The sequence below is a fragment of the Pseudomonas fluorescens genome (assembly GCF_001902145.1).
Lineage (GTDB): Bacteria > Pseudomonadota > Gammaproteobacteria > Pseudomonadales > Pseudomonadaceae > Aquipseudomonas > Aquipseudomonas fluorescens_BV.
Window position 1 is genome coordinate 49,070 of the sequence record NZ_MRST01000027.1, and the last position, 20,463, is coordinate 69,532.

Annotated in this window: 16 protein-coding genes; 4 read left to right on the plus strand and 12 right to left on the minus strand. The window is 60.3% G+C overall.

Going from position 1 to position 20,463, the window contains the following annotated elements; all coding sequences use genetic code 11:
- The first annotated feature begins 261 nt into the window (after positions 1 to 261).
- The 3 genes from tal to BUE92_RS23190 all read left to right on the plus strand — a co-directional run bounded on the left by tal (position 262) and on the right by BUE92_RS23190 (position 3,488).
- Positions 262 to 1,185 carry a transaldolase gene (gene tal / locus BUE92_RS23180; protein WP_073526516.1) on the plus strand — a complete coding sequence of 308 codons (924 nt, stop codon included), beginning with the start codon at positions 262 to 264 and terminating at the stop codon, positions 1,183 to 1,185.
- Positions 1,182 to 2,177: a GlxA family transcriptional regulator gene (locus BUE92_RS23185; protein WP_073526518.1), complete on the plus strand. Its 996-nt coding sequence runs from the start codon at positions 1,182 to 1,184 to the stop codon at positions 2,175 to 2,177. Before tal ends, BUE92_RS23185 begins: the two co-directional genes overlap by 4 nt.
- Positions 2,178 to 2,288: 111 nt before the next feature.
- Positions 2,289 to 3,488 carry an NAD(P)/FAD-dependent oxidoreductase gene (locus BUE92_RS23190; RefSeq protein ID WP_073526519.1) on the plus strand — a complete coding sequence of 400 codons (1,200 nt, stop codon included), beginning with the start codon at positions 2,289 to 2,291 and terminating at the stop codon, positions 3,486 to 3,488.
- Between the two features lie 670 nt (positions 3,489 to 4,158).
- On the opposite strand, the gene BUE92_RS23200 is transcribed toward BUE92_RS23190, so the two are convergent.
- From BUE92_RS23200 to BUE92_RS23255, 12 genes are all read right to left on the minus strand, one after another.
- Positions 4,159 to 5,343 carry a sugar transporter gene (locus tag BUE92_RS23200; RefSeq protein WP_073526521.1) on the minus strand — a complete coding sequence of 395 codons (1,185 nt, stop codon included), beginning with the start codon at positions 5,341 to 5,343 and terminating at the stop codon, positions 4,159 to 4,161.
- Between the two features lie 122 nt (positions 5,344 to 5,465).
- Complete coding sequence (locus tag BUE92_RS23205; protein ID WP_073526522.1) at positions 5,466 to 5,819, minus strand: hypothetical protein; 354 nt, start codon at positions 5,817 to 5,819, stop codon at positions 5,466 to 5,468.
- Positions 5,820 to 5,893: 74 nt separating this feature from the next.
- Entirely contained in the window at positions 5,894 to 6,295 is a 402-nt protein-coding gene (locus BUE92_RS23210) for a hypothetical protein (protein ID WP_073526524.1), read from the minus strand.
- Positions 6,292 to 7,509, minus strand: a complete 1,218-nt coding sequence (locus BUE92_RS23215; protein ID WP_073526525.1) for an EAL domain-containing response regulator — start codon at positions 7,507 to 7,509, stop codon at positions 6,292 to 6,294. The genes BUE92_RS23210 and BUE92_RS23215 overlap by 4 nt, the downstream gene beginning before the upstream one ends.
- 9 nt (positions 7,510 to 7,518) lie before the next feature.
- Entirely contained in the window at positions 7,519 to 8,619 is a 1,101-nt protein-coding gene (locus BUE92_RS23220; protein ID WP_073526527.1) for a fimbrial protein, read from the minus strand.
- The gene (locus BUE92_RS23225) at positions 8,619 to 11,216 is read right to left on the minus strand and encodes a fimbria/pilus outer membrane usher protein (protein WP_073526529.1); all 2,598 of its coding nucleotides are present in this window, start codon (positions 11,214 to 11,216) and stop codon (positions 8,619 to 8,621) included. Before BUE92_RS23225 ends, BUE92_RS23220 begins: the two co-directional genes overlap by 1 nt.
- 34 nt (positions 11,217 to 11,250) lie before the next feature.
- Positions 11,251 to 11,991: a fimbria/pilus periplasmic chaperone gene (locus BUE92_RS23230; protein ID WP_073526531.1), complete on the minus strand. Its 741-nt coding sequence runs from the start codon at positions 11,989 to 11,991 to the stop codon at positions 11,251 to 11,253.
- 61 nt (positions 11,992 to 12,052) lie between these two features.
- Positions 12,053 to 12,598 carry a fimbrial protein gene (locus BUE92_RS23235; RefSeq protein WP_073526533.1) on the minus strand — a complete coding sequence of 182 codons (546 nt, stop codon included), beginning with the start codon at positions 12,596 to 12,598 and terminating at the stop codon, positions 12,053 to 12,055.
- Between the two features lie 256 nt (positions 12,599 to 12,854).
- On the minus strand, positions 12,855 to 16,490 hold the full coding sequence (locus BUE92_RS23240; RefSeq protein ID WP_081372211.1) for a transporter substrate-binding domain-containing protein: 3,636 nt from the start codon (positions 16,488 to 16,490) through the stop codon (positions 12,855 to 12,857).
- The gene (locus BUE92_RS23245; protein ID WP_073526535.1) at positions 16,490 to 17,116 is read right to left on the minus strand and encodes a response regulator transcription factor; all 627 of its coding nucleotides are present in this window, start codon (positions 17,114 to 17,116) and stop codon (positions 16,490 to 16,492) included. Before BUE92_RS23245 ends, BUE92_RS23240 begins: the two co-directional genes overlap by 1 nt.
- Before the next feature lie 125 nt (positions 17,117 to 17,241).
- Positions 17,242 to 18,459: an EAL domain-containing response regulator gene (locus BUE92_RS23250; RefSeq protein WP_073526537.1), complete on the minus strand. Its 1,218-nt coding sequence runs from the start codon at positions 18,457 to 18,459 to the stop codon at positions 17,242 to 17,244.
- A 120-nt stretch (positions 18,460 to 18,579) separates the two neighbouring features.
- The gene (locus BUE92_RS23255) at positions 18,580 to 19,578 is read right to left on the minus strand and encodes a bile acid:sodium symporter family protein (protein ID WP_073526539.1); all 999 of its coding nucleotides are present in this window, start codon (positions 19,576 to 19,578) and stop codon (positions 18,580 to 18,582) included.
- An 85-nt stretch (positions 19,579 to 19,663) separates the two neighbouring features.
- On the opposite strand from BUE92_RS23255, the gene BUE92_RS23260 reads away from it, so the two are divergent.
- Positions 19,664 to 20,452 carry an AraC family transcriptional regulator gene (locus BUE92_RS23260; protein ID WP_032896737.1) on the plus strand — a complete coding sequence of 263 codons (789 nt, stop codon included), beginning with the start codon at positions 19,664 to 19,666 and terminating at the stop codon, positions 20,450 to 20,452.
- Positions 20,453 to 20,463: the final 11 nt, after the last annotated feature.

Sequence of the window (20,463 nt, forward strand, 5' to 3'; positions counted from 1 at the left end):
TCCGGCAGGCTTGGAAAATTAAGGGATTTGCGCGGTGGGGGGTGACATGGGAAGCGGGGACAAGTGCCCGGCTGGATGGTTCCAGTCTTAACCGGATGCTGGCGGTGCCCCGTTCCTGTGGCGCCGATGCGTTTTTCAAGGCGGGCTTGCTGCCCAATGCAGTGGATGCCAAGGCGGTCCAGACCTGGCAGCCTTAGGGTAAACATGGTGCGCGGGACATGGTAAAACAGGAACCTTGCCCCTTTACCGGAGACCGCCGCCATGACGTCCAAACTTGAACAACTCAAGCAATTCACCACCGTGGTCTGCGACACCGGCGACCTGGAAGCCATCAGCCGTCTGCGGCCCGTGGACGCCACCACCAACCCGTCGCTGTTGCTCAAGGCCGCCGCCATCCCGGAATACGCCGAGCTGTTGCGCACTGCCGTGAGCCTGTCCAAGGGCGATGTGGGCCTGGCCTGCGACCATTTCGCGGTGTCGGTGGGCGCGGGCATTCTCAAGGTGATTCCGGGGCGCATCTCCACCGAGGTCGACGCACGCCTGTCCTTCGATGAAGACGCACTCTGGGCCAAGGCCAACCAGTTGATCGCCCTGTACGATCAGGCCGGCGTTGGCCGCGACCGCGTGCTGATCAAGCTGGCGTCTACCTGGGAAGGCATCCGCACCGCCGAACGTTTGGAAAAGGCCGGCATCCAGACCAACCTGACCTTGCTGTTCTCCTTCGCTCAGGCCGTGGCCTGCGCTGATGCCGGGGTGTTTCTGATCTCGCCATTCGTGGGCCGTATCTATGACTGGTACCGCAAAAATACCGGCTTGGACTATACGGGTGCGGATGATCCAGGCGTGCAGTCGGTGACGCGTATCTACAACTATTACAAGGCCAACCAAATCCCCACCGTGGTCATGGGCGCCAGTTTTCGCACCTTGAGCCAGATCGAGCAACTGGCCGGCTGCGATCGCCTGACTATCAGCCCGGACCTGCTGCAAAAACTTGCGGACGATAACGGCCCACTGGAGCGCAAGCTGGTACCCGGTACCGACGGTGAAGCTCGCCAGGCACTGACCGAAGCGCAATTTCGCTGGGCCTCCAATGAAGATGCGATGGCGACCGAGAAGCTGGCCGAAGGGATCCGGCAGTTTGCGCGGGATCAGGAAAAACTGGAAAAGCTGCTGGCCAGCGCATGATTGCACTCTCTGCTTTGGCCCAACCACGCACGTTGGTGTTCCTGACCTACCCGCACATGGGCTTGCTCGACCTGACTGGCGCCCAGACGGTGTTCTGGGCCGCGACCAAGGCCATGGCCGAGCGCGGTTTGCAAGGTTATGTGTTGCACAACGCCAGCCTCGCGGGCGGACTTATGCCGACCGCCGAGGGCTTGAGCGTCGACACCGTCGCCTTGGCACAGTTTGACCCCGCTGCCATCGACACCCTGGTGGTACCCGGCGCGCCGGCCATTGAGCAAGCCATGCTGGAAAATACCGCGCTGGTGGACTGGTTGCGCAACGCCTCCGACCAGGCGCGACGGACCGCCTCGGTGTGCAGCGGCACCTTTTTGCTGGCGCTGGCGGGCCTGCTGGAGGGGCGCCGCGCGGCAACGCATTGGGCCATGTGCGCGCTGCTCAAGCAACGCTTCCCGACCATCGAGGTGGACGTGGACGCGATCTTCGTACAGCAAGACCGGGTGTGGACCTCGGCGGGCGTCAGCGCCGGGATCGACCTGGCGCTCGCGCTGGTGGAGGCCGATTGCGGGCGCGACGTGGCGCTGCAAGTGGCACGCGAATTGGTGGTATTCCTCAAGCGCCCCGGTGGCCAGGCGCAGTTCAGCCAGGTGCTGCAAGCGCAAACCGCCGACAGCGCCAGCTTTGATGCGCTGCATGCCTGGATCAGCGACAACCTGCGCGACAGCGACCTCAGCGTCGAGCGCCTGGCCGCGCAGAGCCATATGAGCCCACGCAACTTTGCCCGGGTCTATAAGCAAAAAACCGGTCGCACCCCGGCCAAGGCCATCGAACTGTTTCGCATGGAAGCGGCGCGCCGCATGCTCGAAGACTCCCAGCGCAGCATCGACCAGATCGCCGGGCTTTGCGGGTTTGGCGATGAGGAACGCATGCGCTGCACGTTCCACCGCCACCTGGCCATCTCACCCCGCGACTACCGCGAGCGCTTTTCCCGCTAGGCCGGCGGAGCTGGCAGTCATTCAGGGTTATATGTCCTTTCGGACAGACCCTGCTGCTTTTACAGTGACCCGGCAATGCCTTGCGGCTTACCTGGTCTCTGGAGCAACCCCATGAAACAACACATTCTGATCATTGGCGCCGGGTTCGGTGGCGTGTGGAGCGCCTTGAGCGCGGCTCGGCTGCTGGACAAACACGACCGCAACGATGTACGCATCAGCCTGCTCGCCCCCCAAGCAGAGCTGCGTATTCGCCCGCGGTTCTACGAGCCCGATGTGCATACCATGCTGGCCCCGCTTGATGCGCTGTTCGACGCCGTGGGCGTGACCTTTGTGCAAGGCGCCGCCGACAGCATCGACGCCACTATTAAGCAAGTGACCTACCGCAACGCGGCCGGCATCCCGGCCACCCTCGCCTACGACCGCCTGGTAGTGGCCGCCGGCAGTCGCTTGAATCGCCTCGGCATGGACGGCATCGAGCACGTGTTCGATGTGGATCAGATCGAAGACGCCGCGCACCTTGAAGCCCATATCAACGCCCTGAAAAACCTGCCCGACAGCCCCGCCCGCAATACCGTGGTGGTGGCCGGCGGCGGCTTTACCGGTATCGAGACCGCCACCGAAATGCCGGCGCGCCTGCGTGCGGCACTGGGTGAGACGGCCAACATCCGTGTGATCGTGGTCGACCGCGGGCCGCAGATTGCCGCGTCGATGGGCGATGGCATACGCCCCTCGATCATCGAAGCCAGCCAGGCACTGGGGCTTGAATGGGTACTGAACACCTCGGTCGCCTCGGTGGATGCCGGTGGCGTGACCCTGGCGGACGGGCAGCGGATTGAATCGAGCACCGTGATCTGGACCATCGGCTTTCGCGCCAACCCGCTGACCGAACAGGTCGAGGGCACCCGGGATCCCCAGGGCCGCCTGCACGTGGACGCCAACCTCAAGGTCAAGGGCCAGGCTGCCATCTTCGCCGCTGGCGACATGGCCTACGCCGCTACAGACGAGGTGGGCAACTTCGCTGCCATGTCCTGCCAGCACGCCATCGCCCTGGGCCGCTACGCCGGCAACAACGTCGCCGCCGATCTGATCGGCGTGGCCCCCATGGCCTACAGCCAACCCAAATACGTCACCTGCCTGGACCTCGGCGCCTGGGGCGCGGTGTACACCGAAGGCTGGGACCGTCAGCTCAAGCTGGTGGGCCAGGAAGCCAAGGAACTCAAACAGCAGATCAATAGCGTGTGGATCTACCCACCGGCGGCGGACAGAGCGGTGGCGCTGGCGGCGGCGGATCCGTTGATTCCGGTGGCGTAGGATCGAAGGCAAGCCCCAGTGCCAGTCAGTTAAGCGAACGCAATGCTCAAGGCAGTGAAGATCAAATGTGGGAGCTGGCTTGCCTGTGAAAGCGCTAGTGCAGCAACAGATGCAGTGACTGATACACCGCCTTCGCGAGCAAGCCCGCTCCCACAGTTTGATCGCGGAGCGTCAGGTGGGTATGTGTCGTTTATCGGGCCGCCATCGCAGCATAGGTATCTACACAACTCTGTAGCGCTCAACGGTAACCACGATGCGAAGCGAGCCGCTCTTGATCTTGATCTGCTTTTGATCTTAGGCGCCCCGTTAAACCACGCTGGCCGGAATTCGACAGGGATTTGGGGGGTAAACCGGCAGGGATGCCGGTTTAGCCGCCCCGCGCCATGGATGGCGCGTGGCGGCGGCCCCCAAAATCACTGGCGGATTACGGGCACACCGAGCCTAGGCGAGGTGCCGAGTGGTGGGGCAAGAGCGTTTTGCTTACTTTTGCGCTTTTCAAAAGTGAGCCGCCGTCAGGGCGGAACCCTAAGTGGCCGTTACCTAAATAACGGATATGTACGCGCTCTGATCCAACATCCCAGTTGGCTGCCAGGCCGCCTTCGCAGCGATGCGGCGACCCGACAAGCCAGCTCCCACATTTGGACCGCCGTATGGGTCGGCTGCCAGGCCGTTATCGGGGGCCAACACCCTGCCCAAACCGCCGAATCGCCAGGCAATACCCCACCAACGCCAACCCCGCCAGCAAACCACCCGCCGCGCCGATCCAGGCGAAGCCGAAGTGGCTGCCCACCCAACTGCCCATCAACGCGCCGCCGCCGATGCCGATGTTGTAGATCCCGGAAAACATCGCCATGGCCACATCCGTGGCATCCGGTGCCAGCACCAGCACCTTGGACTGCATGGCCAGGCCGAAGCCCATGATCGCCATGCCCCAGAAAATGCTCAGCCCCACCAGGTAAGATTCGGCGCCGCTCAACGGCAGCATCAGCGCCAGGCACGCGGCGAGGATAGACACCGCGCCGATCACGAACAGGTGGGGATTGAAGCGATGCACCAGGCTGAACAACAACGAGCCGATGATGCCAGCACCACCGAACACCAGCAGGATCAGGGTCACGGCACTGCCGCCCAGGCCGGCGACGCCTTCGACGAAGGGTTCGATGTAGCTGTAGGCGGTGAATTGCGCGGTGACGGTCATCGCGGTCAGCACGTAGAGCGCCACCAACGCCGGACGCTTGAACAGCAGCGGCAGGCTGCGCAGGGAGCCGGAGTTCTGGCTGGGCAGCAGCGGCAAGGTGCGCCCCAGCCAGAACACCAGGGCGGCGGCGAAGGCGGCGATCACCAGGAAGGTGGTACGCCAGCCCATGGCCTCGCCCAACAGACGGCCCAACGGAATGCCCAACACCATCGCCAGGGACGTGCCGGTGGCCAGCAAGCCAAGGGCCTGCACCTGCTTGCCCTCTGGCGCCAGGCGCACAGCCAGTGAAGCCGTGATCGACCAGAACAACGCATGGGCCAGGGCGATGCCGACCCGACTGACCATCAGCAAGCCGAAGCTGGTGGCCACGCTGGAAAGGATATGGCTGACGATAAACAGACCGAACAGCACGATCAGCAATTTGCGCCGTTCGACGTTGCGGGTCAGCAGCATCACCGGCAGCGAGGTCAGCGACACGATCCACGCGTAAATGGTGAGCATCAGGCCGACGCTGGCCACGGGCATGTCAAAGCTGGCGCCAATGGCGCTGAGCAGCCCGACGGGGACAAATTCGGTGGTATTGAACACAAACGCGGCCAGCGCCAGGGCGATGACCGGTTGCCAATTGGCTTGGGGGGTTGCGGCTGAAAGGCTCATTGACGGGCGCGGTACTCTGACAGTGATCAAACGGCCACGCGGAACACGCGAAGCCGTTGAGCATTCTATAGGTTTCTCGCTGCGCTGTTGGCGCCGATCGGGCCCAGTTATCGCCCGACGGTTCAGGGCGAGGTCAGGGTAATCACATAGGCGCCCGATTGGATCGGCTTGCCCAGGTTATCGACGAGCACATACTGCTGGTCGTAATAACGCCCGTTGCGGACCTGCGACACCAGACGTGCGCTGGCTGCATCGACACCCGACGCCGTGGCGACGTTGCGCACATGGATGGATGTGTCGCGCGCGGCGGTCGTACATCCGGTCAAGGCCATCGCCGAACTGCTGCGCGCATTTGTCGCACAGGGTGCCTCGACAATGCTGCCGGTGAACTGGATCACACCCTGGGATGCCGCCATGCACGCCCCCGTCCAAAGCGCAACGAATCCTGTCACCAGTGATAAACGTTTTACGTTCATGTCGACGCTCCTTCTGGGTTAGTTAGAAGGAAATCGTCATCCGCACTGGGAACTTGAGATATTTCTGCGCTCTTTTAAGAAACTTCTGACAGGCGCGACTGATTAAACATGCTCAGCAATGCTCTGGCCGGCCCGCCTCCAGGCCACTGCAACGGGCTGCAAACGATGCGCCCCCGAGTCTCGGCACGCCACATCGCCAGGCGACACGCAGGCACGTCATAGATCAATACGTGCACACTTGAGGGAAGGTGCTGCAAAAAGTTGCGCGCATCGAAAGACGCCTCAATCAACAACCGAGCGTTGATCAACAGCAGATCGAAACCACGCTCGCCATACCTGATCAGGTCCAGCGTCTGTTCCAGGCTCGGTATTGGCGCAATGGCGTAATAACCTTGATGATTGAAATCCCGCTCCAGACGCAGCCGGCGAACATGCTGGGCGTCGGCGATCATGATGCGCAGCGCTTTATTGATCACAGGTCGTCACCCTTGAACTGACCGCAAGGTGCGCCACGCTGCAGCCAGTGCAGTAAATCAGCCCCTTTCATCGGTCGTGCATACCAATAACCCTGGCCTTGGCTGCATCCCAACTCCAGCAGCGCCCGGTGTTGCTCATGCGTTTCGATACCTTCAACCACCACGGACATGCCCAACGTCTTTCCCAGGGCCAGGGTGCTGCCGATGACCGCCCGGCAGCGTGGCTCGTGCAGCAAGCCACGGACAAATTCGCCGTCAAGCTTGATCTCGTTGAAAGGCAGTTGGCACAGGCGCTGCAACGAGGAGAATCCGGCACCGAAGTCATCAATGGACAGACGACACCCCATCATGCGCAGACGCACCAGGTTTTCCAGGGACACGGCAGGCACCTCCAGCAAGCCGCTTTCAGTGAGTTCGAAGGTAATGCCAAAACCCAAAGCCTGATAAGCCGACAAGATATCTTTGATTAGAAGCGTTAAACCCGCATCGGCTAATTGGCCAGCCTGCAGGTTGAACGCCAGGTCCAGACTCCCCCCCATCCCTTTGACCTGCCGCTGCAGCGTCAACGCCTGCTGCATCAGGGCCAGCAGTAACGCGTCCATCAGGCCGGCGCGCTCGATCGCCGGCAGAAATACCCCAGGCGATAGAACCCCTTTGAAGGGATGGTTCCACCGCGCAAGCACTTCCACGCCTTGAAGAGCGCCGGTTTGCAAGTCGAACTTGGGCTGATAATACGCCTCCAGTTGCTGGTCAGTGATGGCGCTGCGCATCTGTCGTTCGGTGGCGATATCCTGGCCCGTCGCGGGTTCGCCTGGCACTGGGCCCTCTCTCAACGCGAGCTCAAGCAACGGTTGCAGCGTCTGCTTGAGCAGCGGCTTACCGACGTCTCCCAGCATGTTTACTCCCAGCAACTCCCCCATCTGTCGTACCGCGAGGCGCACATCGCCAGGCAAGCCACTGCTGATGATGATCGCACCCACCTGCCCGGCGGCACTGATGCTCTGGATGAACGCCAACCCGTCCATGCCCTCCATCTGCAGATCGCATACCACGACGTCCACGTAACCCACACGTTGAAGGACGGCCAGGGCCTCGCTTCCGTTGGAAGCCTCCAGCACCTCCCGACACCCCAACTGCCTGAGCAGGCTGACGGCCATGGAACGTTGAAAAAGATGGTCTTCAAGCACCAGTACCCGAAGCGGCAGAAAGGTCATGGCAGGCTCTCAGTAATAATCAATGGTGAACGTGGCCGTGGCGTTTGCAGGGCCGGCGCTGATGCTGTCTTCGGTCTGGATATAACGCGCCTTGAGCGGAATGGAGTAACTGGCACCCTCCTCGGCCCGAGGGGTAATGCCGCTGGCGCGCAACGTGGCCAATGGCAAAGGGGTGCCACTGTTGTCGGCGATTTGCACACCCACGCCAGCGGCAGACGGTGCATCGCCCACCGCACTGGCATTGAGTTTGAAAATGCCCTGCGCCGGATTGATGGCCGCCACGGTCGGATCTATACGCACGCGCAAGGTATTGTTCTTGCGCGACTCCAGGTTGTTCGAACCACCGTCGCTCAGCCAGCGAGGACCGGTGCCCTGGTAATAACCGTTGAAGGCAGGACAGTTGTTCAGCGCGATGGAAAAATCCTTCCAGGGGGTAAAGGTGTTCTTGCCGCTGAACTCGTTCGTCAGATGCGTCCCCATGGGCACAGTGACATCCGGCGTCGAACAGGTGCGCGACACAATGTTGATGTTGCCGGAATAGTTAACCTGCTGAAACTCGACGGTGTTGGAGGTAATGAAGCTTTGCACCACGGTCGGTAATAAAGCGCCTTGAATCGTACCCGCGCTTACCTCTCCGATCTTGATGAATGAAAGGTCAAACGCCAATGTCGGTTGGAGTGTCCATCTACAAGGGTTAATTCCATTGCCACAGTTGGTTCCTAAGTTTGAAATCGGCATGGCACTGCCGGCATACCAGAGCGCAACGCCAATGCCCTTGACGCCGGTCTCATAGACTTTCCCGCCATAGGGGCTGCCGGTCCAATTGGCCAGGGGCAACGGCATGGACGACAGTGAGCGCTTGGTCTCAATGCTGTAATTGCCTACTGAGCACAACACTTGCACCGCACTGACAGGGGTGAACGTTTGCCGATAGATTTCCGCCCCCAGCGGCACATCACGCCCGACGGTCAGATTCCCGCCCAACAGCGGTTGGGTACGCACCATCTTCATCGAGCCGGCGTCGATATTGCAGTCGGCGAACGCTGCCCCCGCCGCCAGCCATAACCCTGCCGCGAGGGCACCTGTTTTCAACCGTTGCATGGTTTTCATCACAGTGTCTCCTGTGCGCTGTTCACAGAAGCAACGCGTTTATCGAATTGAACCATCGAGCACACGACGTCCACTTGTCGCAGCTGTTTGCCATCACTTTTCCCAGGCGGCAACGCCAAGGCACATTGCTGCCCAACCTGGGTGCCCCAACTGATCAACAGCCGACGTGCGTCGTCCTTGACCCGTGCATAGAGCTGACCGCCCTGCCCGACCACGCCGACCGATACGCCACGATCATCGTCGACCGTCGCGCCAAACGGCAGCGCACCGCCATCGGCCAAGGTCACGTTGAGTAACACGGCCTGGCCGTTGCTGGTGCCGTACTTGAGCGCCACCACCGCCCCGGCGCGTGGCGCGACCTGCTGGCTGGTTTCAGTCAGTTCGACATCCAACGAGGTACCCAATGGATCGATCGCCACCTCGTTCAACTCATAAGGGCGCAAATAAGGCACGACGGCATTACCGCGACCGTCGAGTTTCAAACCAGGAAAACCGACCACCTTGGCCCCCTCGGCGCCCGGCGCGCTCACGACCGCCAGGGTTTCACCGCGATAAGGCGTGAAGGTCACGCCCGCCGGATGGGCAACCACGCTGCCGCTGGCATTCACAGACAGGCTGTCATAGCCTTCGCCGCGACTGAGCGTGGCGCCGACGACGGCCTTTGGCCCGATGTACTGGCCGTTGACCGAGGTGCTGTTTGATCCGCTGGCGCCCTCATGGCCACCGGTCAGACTGTATTGATACTGACGGTCCTCGCCTGCGGTACCGCTGAGGGTGGCTTGCTCGCTGTATTGTCCTCGGGCATCGCGCAGGACACGCGCCGACAACTGTGGCTGGTTGGACGATTTACCGAACTCCAACGGCATACTCACCGTGAACAACAAGCTGTTGTCCATCTCGCCCAGGCCCACGCGGCTGCGATTGGCACTGAGGCCGTAACTGACCTGGCGCACTTGTTTGTTGTAGCTGAACTGGTACTGCACGTCCCGCCCGGGCTGGTTCCAGTAGTTCTGGGTGAAGCCGCTGAACGCCACTTGTCCCCAATCGCCAAGGCTCTGGTTGGCAGTCAGCGACAGACGACTGCGCGGACGCCCATACAATGCGGTGTCGAGCCCGTTGCGTTCGGCATCGAGCAGTTGCATGGCGTTGCTGAAATCCAGGTAGTCCTGGGTGGAAAAGCGAGTGGCGGCCACGGCAAAGTTGCTGCCGGTGCTGAGGATGTTTTTGCTGTAGGTGACACGGGCGCTCTGACCATTGGCCTGGCCACTCTTGAGCTGGGTCTGTGCCTGAGTCAGGTCAACGGCCACGGCGCCCACTGGGGTGCTGAAAGCCAGGCCACCCAGTACGGAACGGTAATCGTCGCTGCCCTGAACACCACCGTAGCCGGTAAAAATATTGGTCAGCCCCAACTGGTAAGTGCCCTGCACGAGCCTGGCCTGACGGTCGAGATAGTTATTGCGGGTTTCGCCCGCCGTCACGCTGAAACGCGAAGTACCCGGGCGCAGCAGTTGAGCGGTTGCCGCATAAGGCACGATAAAGCGCTGCTCGCTGCCGTCTGCTTCGTACACGGTGATCTCAAGGTCACCGCCATAACCGGTGGAATACAAGTCGTCGATCACGAAAGCGCCCGGCGCCACCGTGGTTTCGTATAACAGATTGCCAGCCTGGCGCACCGCAACCCTGGCCCCGGTCCGGGCGATGCCGCGGATCACCGGCGCGTAACCACGCTGGGATTGCGGCAACATGCGGTCGTCGGTACCCAGTTGCACACCCCGGTAGGCCAAGGTGTCAAAGATTTCGCCGCTGGTGTTCGCTTCGCCCACGGTCAGCTGACTTTTCAGGCTGGTCACATCACGCTGGGCATAGGTATTGAGCGTCTGGTAAACCTGACCCGTATCCTTCTGCCAGTTCAGCGAACCGTTATGGCGCAAGCGCCAGTCGCCCAGGTTCAAGCCGGCGTTGAGGCCCAGGTAGGCCGAGTCGTAATTGCCGAAATCGGTTTTGTTGTGGTTGGCATTGAAGGTGTAGCTCAGCGTTGCGGCAGACACGCCTCGGTCCCACAGCTCGGGGCTGACATAGCCCCTGGCGTCACGACGCAAGGCGATCTGCGGGAGGCTGATGTCCAACTGTTGGTTGGCCGGAGAAAATGTCGCCGTAGCCCCTTCGATCAGTTGGTCAAGCGCCAGGCACGTAGCGTCGCTTTCCAATGCAGACGTGGCTTGTGCCGATAGTTTGTGCATGTCCACACCGACCAACTCAAGCAAGCCGCGGGTGATACACACCACAGGATGGCTGCCGTCCGACTCGGCGTTGATGCGAATGTCCTGACGACTGGTCAGCGTGCCGTTAACCGCCACGTCCGCACGATACTGACCCGGCAACACCGGGTTGCCCTTCTCGTATTGGGTCAAATCAAGGCTGCGCGAATCCTCTGGCAGGAAGGCGTCGTTAAATTGCACGTCTTCGGCCCATACAGAGGGCGCTGTCAACACAGCGGGCAGCAAAGCCAGGGCCTTGAGCATCAGCGCCGTTACAGAATTCAAGGCAAAGCGAGGGCTAGCCTGGCAGCCGTGGCCCAGGCGGTGGAAAGTCGTCATAAGTTACTCGTGCGCAGGCGCGTTCGCGTGAAGGTCAGGGCTTGAGCGGTTGCTTGATCGGCATCAAAGCGCCGTAATCATTGATGGCGTTGAACTCCACCTGAGCAGAAGCGGACGGCGGCGACTGGAGTGTCGGCAGAGCAAACACTTTGCTTTCACCTGGACCGACCATGCCGTTTTCACTGTCGTAACGCTGGTTGCCGCTCGCCAGTGCCAGCTCTACCTGGGAAACGTGGTAGGCCGTCGGGTTGAACGCTTGCAACGCGTAGCCCTGGCCTTGCTTGATCACCGTCCACTGCACCAGGGCCGGGGCGTCAATCGGCGCACCGGGCAAGCCGTCGGGGCGGTAAAAAATCTTGATGCGCGAGCGAAATGCCATTTGCAACACATTAAGGTCCGACGCGCCTTCGGCCTTCGGCGGAATTTCCAGCACGTTGAGCCAGTACACCGATTCTTTGTTACCCGGCAGCGGCGCCCCGGTGAACATCAGGCGCAGGCTCTGGCCCTTGCTCGGATCGATCCGCGACACGGGCGGAGAAAGTACGAAAGGCGCTTTGGAGCTGGTCGGGCTGGACTTCAGGTCACCGGTATCGACCCAGGCTTGTACGAGTGCGGGCTTCATGCCGTTGTTATTGAGCTTGACGGTGATTTCTTTCTGGTTCGCCGGGTACACCAAGCGGGTGCCGGTAATTACCACCCCGGCCATTGCCTGGGAACAGGCCAATGCAGCAAGCGCCAGCGACGCGCCACGACGAAAGTTTTTGAAACAGGACATAACTCACCTCATCAGCCGAATATCGGCGCGCCGGAACTCGGCGCGCTGACAAGCGAACGGCTTACTGATAGTCGACGTTGTAGGTCACGGAACTGATCACAGTGCCTGGCGTGGTAGCGCCGGTGGCCAGGTACTGCACGGCATACGGCATGTTGGCTGCGCCCGTACCGTCAATGGTGTTGCGGGTAGTCTGGGTACGCTGGTTGGTGTTGCCGGCCTGAATCACCGCGCCGCCCTGCGCATCCACCAATTGCAACTGTACGTTGGTGGCAGTGCCGGTCATGTTGTTCAGATTGCCGGTCACTGGGTCTACAGTGGCACCGGAGTTGAAGAAAGCGGCGGCGGTAGTGGCGGTTCCCACGCAGTTGCTCAGCTGGATATTGAAGCCCGTGCGGCCTTCAGCCTGGCCCGCCGTCGTCAGCAGGCCAGTAGAAATGGTCGGCAGTGTCACGGTGGCCACGGCCGGCGTAACCACCCCGTCCACAGCGATGGTGCAGGTCTGGTTGACCAGTTCACCGTTGAAGTTGATGGTGCCGTCGGCGGCGCTGGCAAACTGGGCAGCGGTGACGCTGAAGAGGGCGACGAGGGTAAGTGCTTGAACTTTCATGATGCAGCTCCAAAGGATAGGTGATGAACACTGTCGCCAAGCCTCGTTGGACTGCCAGACGCCGTAGCGGCTGTGCAACAAACTCAACGGTTGTCTTGTTCGACAGGACGCATCTTCCGCCTACCGGCATGCCCAACCTGTAGTATCGATCCCTCCAAAACGTAGGAAATTTCCCACGAAGATTTCATCCTCAGCGCCTGCCGACACATAAAAAAACCGCATCGTAGATGCGGTTTTTTCGTCCGGGCCTGTGCTATCAGTCGAGGTAGTTATCCAAGCGCTGTTCCAACCGCTCCATGGCCTGCTGCAAGGCATCCACCGCCTCCGTCAGCACGGCAGAATTCAAGCCCTCGCAGGCCACTTCCAGTTCCTCACAGCAATCGACCAACCATTGCGCCTGGATAATCCTCGCTCCCCCCTTGACCCGATGAGCCAAGTCGCTCAGGCCGGTCAGGTCATGCTGAGTGAACAGCTGAAGCAATCGCGCCATATCCTGAGCGTTACTGGTTGCCAAATCCTGGAGTAGGCTGCGCACGGCGCCAGCGTCACCACGGCTCAGTTGTTCGAGACTGGTCAAGTCAACGCCCTCGATAACCGTAGAAAAATCCTGCTCTACTAGCACCGCCGCGACAGGCACCAGCGACATCAATCGTGCGTTAAGGTCATCAAGGCTGATCGGTTTGAACAGGCAATCATCCATGCCGGCGGCCAGGCAACGGTCCTTTTCTTCAGGTTGAGCGTTGGCGGTCAACCCGAGAATCATCGCCGGGGCAATCCTCCTGCTACGCTCTTCATCACGAATCGCCCGGGCCAGTTCATAGCCATTCATGAGCGGCATGCTGCAATCGGTAATCACCACATCAAAATGCTGGTGACGCCAGGCTCTGAGGCCATGGGCACCGTCTTGAGCATCGCTGACGCGATGCCCCAGGTAGTTCAACTGCTGGGACAGGAGCAACCGATTAGCCGGGTAATCATCAATCACCAATATGTTCAACATCTGGGTGGGCTGGGGCAGCAACGCGACAGGGGACGAAGGTTCTTCCAGCGGCTCCAGGGTCGGCAGACCGACACGCACCTCCACTTGGGTACCTTGCGTCAGCTCACTGCTCAAGGTCAGGCTGCCTCCCATCATCTCGCAGAGCGTACGGCTGATCATCAGGCCCAGGCCCGAGCCACTGCGGGCTGACTGCCCCTGGTTCGAGGCCTGGCTGAACGGATTGAACAAGCGCTGCTGGTCTTCGATGGAAATGCCGCAGCCCGTGTCCTCCACCCGCAGGCACAGCGCGACACGCTCAGCATTGGGCCCGGGCTCGGCACTGACTTGTAAACGCACATACCCCCGTGCAGTAAACTTGATCGCGTTGCTCAACAGGTTCGAGACGATCTGCTTGAACCGCAGCGGGTCTATCAGTACCTGACGGTTAAGTGTGGCGTCCAGATCGAGGATCAGGCGCAGTTGCTTTTGCCGCGCCAACCCCTCAAAGATGCGTGCTACCGATTCCACCAACTCCAGCAGGTTGGCGCGCTCCGGAGCCAGCGACAGGCGCCCTGATTCGATACGGGCAATGTCGAGGATATCGCCGATCAGGTCCAGCAACCCACGCGCAGCGCCGGAGGCGACATCGATGGAGACACGGTCCATATAGCCTTGATCGGCTTTTTTCTGTGCCAGTTCCAACATACCGATGATAGCGTTCATCGGCGTGCGGATCTCATGGCTCATGGTCGCGAGGAACGTCGTCTTGGCGCGGCTCGCATCGTCCGCGTGTTCCTTGGCTTCACGCAGGGCCTGCAGCAACTGCTGGCGCTCGCTGATATCGATCCAGCCGCCGATCATGCCGCTGACCGCGCCATCGCTGCCGCGGTATGGCAACATCCAATGGTAGATGGTCAGTACTTGATCGGTGCCCATGGTCAGGCTCCGGTCCTGTACCCGGGGCATGCCCTCTTCCATGACCTGCAAGTACTCTGCGTGATAAGCCGCCGCTTCGTTAGGGTCGCTGAGGACGCCTTCCACTACGGTCTTGCCGATCACAGCGTCGCGCTCTACATCAAACGCACTCAGATAGCCGCTGTTACACGCTATCAACCGTCCCTGGCGATCACGCACGTAAATAGCATGGGGGGTGCCGTCGATCAGTACGCGCATGAATTCCATCTGGTCATTGAGCGCTATCTCAGCCTGCCTGCGCTTGCCCATCAGCCAGCGTAGATAAACGATCCAACCCACTGCCGCCAGCAACAACAGGGTGGCCACGGCGAACGCCTGCAGTATCACGGTACGGTTACGCAGCCAATAGCTGTCATCTACGGCAATTTCGCTGCGCCACCGGTTGGTAATCTCATCCATTTCTTCAGGCGGGATACTGAGCATGGCCTTCTCCAGTATCGAGTACAGCTCCAATGCGTCGCGAGGGGTGGCGAACGCGGTACGCGCCAATTGCGTACCCACGGTACTGGTGATCCGCAATTGGTCGCGATATTGCCGGGAAATCATGTAGCGGGAGATGATCAGCGAGTTGACCGCAGCCTCGGCTTTTCCTTCGGCCACCAATGCCATTGCATCCTGGGCATTGCGCGCCTCCACCAGCACCACCTTGGGGTATTGCTCGATGAGCATGTCGCGAACAGGGTTGCCGTGGATCACCGCCAGCCGTTTGCCCGCCATGTCATCCAGGGTGCCGGGGCTTGAGGGGTTATCGGCACTGACCAGTACGTAAGGTGTATTCAGATACGGTCGCGTAAAACGCAGCAGGCCCTCACGCTCGGTACTCGGCGTCAGGGTGATCAGCAGGTCCGCGTCACGGTCACGGATGCTGTTGAGCATGTTTTCCACCGAGTACGCCCGCTGTACTTCAAACTTCAAACCGGTGCGCAGCGAGACCTTGGCCAGTACATCTGCGCTGATTCCGCGAAACTCGCCCTCCTCATTGAAAAACGACAGCGGTAAATAGCTGTCGTCCACCACGACGCGTAACACCGGGTGGGCGCCCATCCAACGTTGCTCGCTCGCACTGAAATGCAGTGCCGTACGCCCTGGCATGCTGGCGCCACCGGCACTCCAGCGGCGCAGGATATTCATGCGCTCACTGACCGGAATCACCGCCAGCGCGCGATTGAGGATGTGCAGCAAGCGCGTGCCTCCCTCGGGCACGGCAAACGCAAAGTTCCTGGCCTCAATCTGGGAAAAGTCCGCCAATTGCACATTGTTGAGATAGTTCTTGTTGATCAGGAAATCAGCACTGATGGCATCGCCCAGATACACATCGGCGCTTCCGAAAGCCACTGCACCAATGGCGCTCAAGGTTGACGGAAACAACTGCAAGGTGGCCTTGGGATAAAACGCTTTGACCACCTCAGGCGACAGGTAGTGATACAACATGGCGATCTTCTTGCCCGCAAGGTCTGGGGCCAGCGTGCTGCTGTCACCCAGCCGCGTGACCAATGCCGGCATGTCCTCGGCATAGGCAGTCGACAACAGCAGCCCGGCATCGGCGGCTTCATAGCCGTTGGCTACTCCTAGGAAATCCACTTCGCCACGCTTGAGCGCGTCGATCACCTCAACGCGCGAGGCAAACCGGCGCACCTGCACCCGAACGCGTAACAGTTCGCTCAACAACTGCGCGTAGTCGGCCGTCATGCCTTCATAATCGCGATCATTGTTGGCCATACCCAGAGGCGCATAGTCGGGCGCGGAGTCACCCAGCACCAGCACGTCCTTGCTGCGCAGCCAACTCCACTGATCCTCGGTAAGCATGGCCCTGTAACCATCGACGTGGGAGCGTCCCAGCACATGGAAAGTATTTGCCTGCGAGTCCGCCAGTACACTACCGTTGAGGGTCATGCCAAAGGCCAGTGCCGCGATCCATGTACGCAAGTCAGTGCTCATCAAACCAAATTATTACGTTTGGCAAAATCAGCGAGGTACACCACCGATTTCACGTTGAGCTTTTCGATCAAGCGTGTTTTGTAAGTGCTGACAGTCTTGTTACTGAGCAGCATCGAATCGCCGATTTCCTTGTTGCTCAATCCCAGGGACAGACGCTGCAGAATGGTCAGCTCGCGGTCAGAGAGGCTTTGGATCAGCTCCAGATCAGTGGCTTCACTATCACTGCGCCGCACTGAACTGCCTGCCAGGTTCGGAAAGAACGTGTACCCGCCCATCACTGCTTTGATCGCTTTGGTCAATTCATCCAGGTCGTTGGTCTTGGAGATGTATCCAGCGGCGCCGGCTTTCATACACCGCATCGAGTAGAACAGCGGCGACTGTGAGGTCAACACCAGGATTTTGCACTTGAGCCCCAGCGCGCAGAGCCGGGTGATGACTTCCAACCCATCCAGCTTGGGCATGGCAATATCCAGCACGATCAGATCCGGCTCAAACTCACGCGCCATCTGTACCGCATCCACCCCATTGTCCGCTTCTGCTACGACGTCGAAATGTTCCTGCTGCAGCAACATTTTGACCGATGAGCGAATGAACGGATGGTCATCCACAACTAACGCTTTAAACATATCCACCTCTGGAAGACACACCGGCGAAGCCGATGACTCACATGTCAGTCGCGTAAGACTGTGGGGACACAGTTCGGGAATACGCTGCTCAAAATACACGAGCGTGACACAAGTGTAGGAAGTATCTAAGAAATATCAGGACAATTCGTGGCTATTTTCTGCCCGGCGAAATGTGCTTCAAGCCACGGTATCAGCCGATACCCTGCCATCGGTCGTGCCAGGTAAAACCCTTGCCCGATCTCGCACCCTAACGCCAGCACCCCTTCATGGCTACGTTGAGTGCCAATACCCTCGATCACCAGGCTCATATCCAGTGAACGAGCGAGCGCCAAGGTGCTGGCAACCATGGCCTGATTCTGCGGGTCGTCGACATGGCGTACGAACACTCCATCAAGCTTGAGCTGGTTGAAAGGCAACTGACAAAGCAATTTGAGTGATGAAAAACCCGTACCAAAATCATCGATGGACAAACCGCAGCCCAGCAAGCGCAGACGCAGCAGGTTCTCCTGTATACGCGGTGAGAGGTCCAGCAAGCCGTTTTCCGCTAGTTCAAACAACAATGTGGTACCGGGAAACCCATGGCGCAGCAAGGACTGCTGAATATGTAGCAGCAATTCGTCGTCGAGCAATTGCGATGCATGCAGGTTGAACGCCAATTCGAGCTGGATGTGCTGACGTCGTAACATGCCAAGCAGATTGAGGCCTTGCTCCAAGAGTTGCTTGAATATCGGGTCAATCAGATCGTACGCCAGTACCGCAGCCAGAAACTGCGCCGGTAGCAGCACGCCCCTTGTAGGATGCTCCCAGCGCACCAAGGCTTCCACGCCGGCCAGGCACCCGGTGCCTAACATGAATTTGGGCTGGTACCAGGCACGAAACTCCCCCAATGCCAGGCCCTGATGAATCTCGTGCTCATGGGGCAAGGCTGCCGGCGCTGGGGCCAGTGCCGACGGCAGGCGCCGCCGCCAATAGCTGTGCAGTAAATGCCGCAGGGCACGCAATTGCAGGGGTTGGCTCAACACGCCAAGCATTTGCAGCCCAGAGAGCGAGCGCATCTGAGCCAGCGCCCGTCGTAATTCAGGACGCAGCTCACTGCACAGGGCGACCGCCTGCACGAGCCCAGCCTGGCTGGCACCACGCAGGAATTCCAGGCAGTCCAGACTCCTGTCGGCCAGGTCACAGAGCACAATGTCCACTCCCCCGCACGCTTGCAGCTGCGCCATGGCTTGTTCGGTGCTACTGGCCTGGCGTACCTCCTGCAACCCCAGCCGATCAAGCATCTTAATCAACACGCTGCGTTGAAACCGTTGGTTTTCCAGAACCAGCACGCGGAGATGAGCCATTGTTAATCAACCACCTAGCAGGAGCAAAGGCGGTCATAGTGGTATCGAACTGTCTGAATCAGTAACGGAATCGTCCTTGCGACACGTAGGAAATTTCCTAGAGAGATCCTTGGCGCCGACTCAAGGATCCACTTGCCCCATCAACTCGGGGATGCTTTCTGGCCGCTGGGCATAGCGTTGGGCCAACGCCGCGCAGACCATCAACTGGATCTGGTGAAACAGCATCAATGGCAGGATCAACACGCCCATGCTCGCCCCGGCAAACAGCACCTGCGCCATCGGCACGCCGGTGGCCAGGCTTTTCTTCGAGCCGCAGAACAGGATGGTGATGCGGTCTTCCTGGTTAAAGCCAAACGCCTTGCCCAGCAGCGTGGACGCCACCAGCACCAGGGCCAGCAGCACGCAGCAGGCCACCACCAGACCGCCCAGTTGCCATAGCGGAATCTGGTGCCAGATGCCCTCATTGACCGCTTCGCTGAAGGCGCCGTAGACCACCAACAGAATCGAGCCCTGGTCGACGAATTTCAGCCAGGCTTTGTTACGCCCGACCCAGCCACCGATCCAGCGGCTGGCGACTTGCCCGGCAATGAACGGCAGCAACAACTGCACGCTGATTTTGACAATCGCATCGACTGTGGAGCCGCCATCACCGTGCACGTTGAGCAGCAGCGCTACCAGCAGCGGCGTCAGGAAAATACCGAACAGGCTGGACGCCGCCGCGCTGCAAATGGCCGCCGGGATATTGCCGCGGGCCAGGGAGGTAAAGGCAATCGCCGATTGCACAGTGGCCGGCAAGGCGCAGAGGTAGAGCATGCCCATGTACAGCTCGTTGCCGATCAACGGCGACAGCAGCGGCTTGAGTGCCAGGCCCAGCAGCGGGAACAGTACGAAGGTCAGGCTGAACACCAGCAAATGCAAACGCCAGTGGCCGGCACCGGCGACGATGGCCTTGCGCGACAGCTTGGCGCCGTGCAGGAAAAACAGCAGCGCGATGGCCAGGTTGGTGACCCAGCCGAAGGCCACGGCGGTCTGGCCGCTGGCGGGCAGCAATGAGGCGAGGATCACCGTGGCGATCAGGGTGAGGGTAAAGTTGTCGGGGAGAAACCGGGGCCGGGTCATAAGCAATTCTTCCAGGGGTTGCCAAGAGCTTCGTGACGACTCTAACGTAACCGCCTGTTACCGACTAACGCCAATGAGCCAGTAAATGCCGCCTAAAGGACATGAGAAAGCCGTGCGCCGCAGTGTACCTGGGCTTTCCAGCCTGCCGAGGCCGGTGTACGGGCGTACTGAATCCTTGCCCAACCGGGCGCTGACACGACGCCACAGCCACCCGTGGGTGCAGTTGTCCTACGCGATTTCCGGGGTGCTGGAGATCCAGACCAGCGTCGGTCGTTTCGTCGCGCCACCGCAGCGCGCGGTGTGGATTCCGGCCGGCATGCCCCATCGGGTGTTCAGTTCGCCCCATACGGAAATGCGCAGCTTGTACCTCGATTGCAGCGTCACCGCCTGGGCCGCCGAGCGTTGCCAAGTGCTGGAGGTGAGCAGTTTGCTACGCGAGCTGATCCGCAACTTCAGCCAATTGCCGGTGGAATATACCGAGGACGGGCCGGACGGGCGCCTGGCTCAGGTATTGCTCGATCAGCTCGCCGCCGCACCCCAGGTGGATTTGATGTTGCCACTGCCTCACGACCCACGGCTGCGGCAGATCTACCGCAGCCTGAACCTACACCCCGAGCAACAGACCACCTTGGGTGAGTGGAGCCGCAAACTGGGGGTCAGCGAAAAAACCCTCAGTCGGGTGTTCCTGAGCGATACCGGGCTGACGTTTCGCGCATGGCGCCAGCGCCTGCGCCTGTTGAGCGCCCTGCCCGCCCTGGAACAAGGCGAGCGGGTGACGGATGTGGCATTGGGGTGTGGGTACGAGTCGACGTCAGCGTTTATCAATGCGTTTCGCCAGCAGTTTGATTCCACCCCCGGTGAATTCTTCCGCTAACCCTCCCCCAC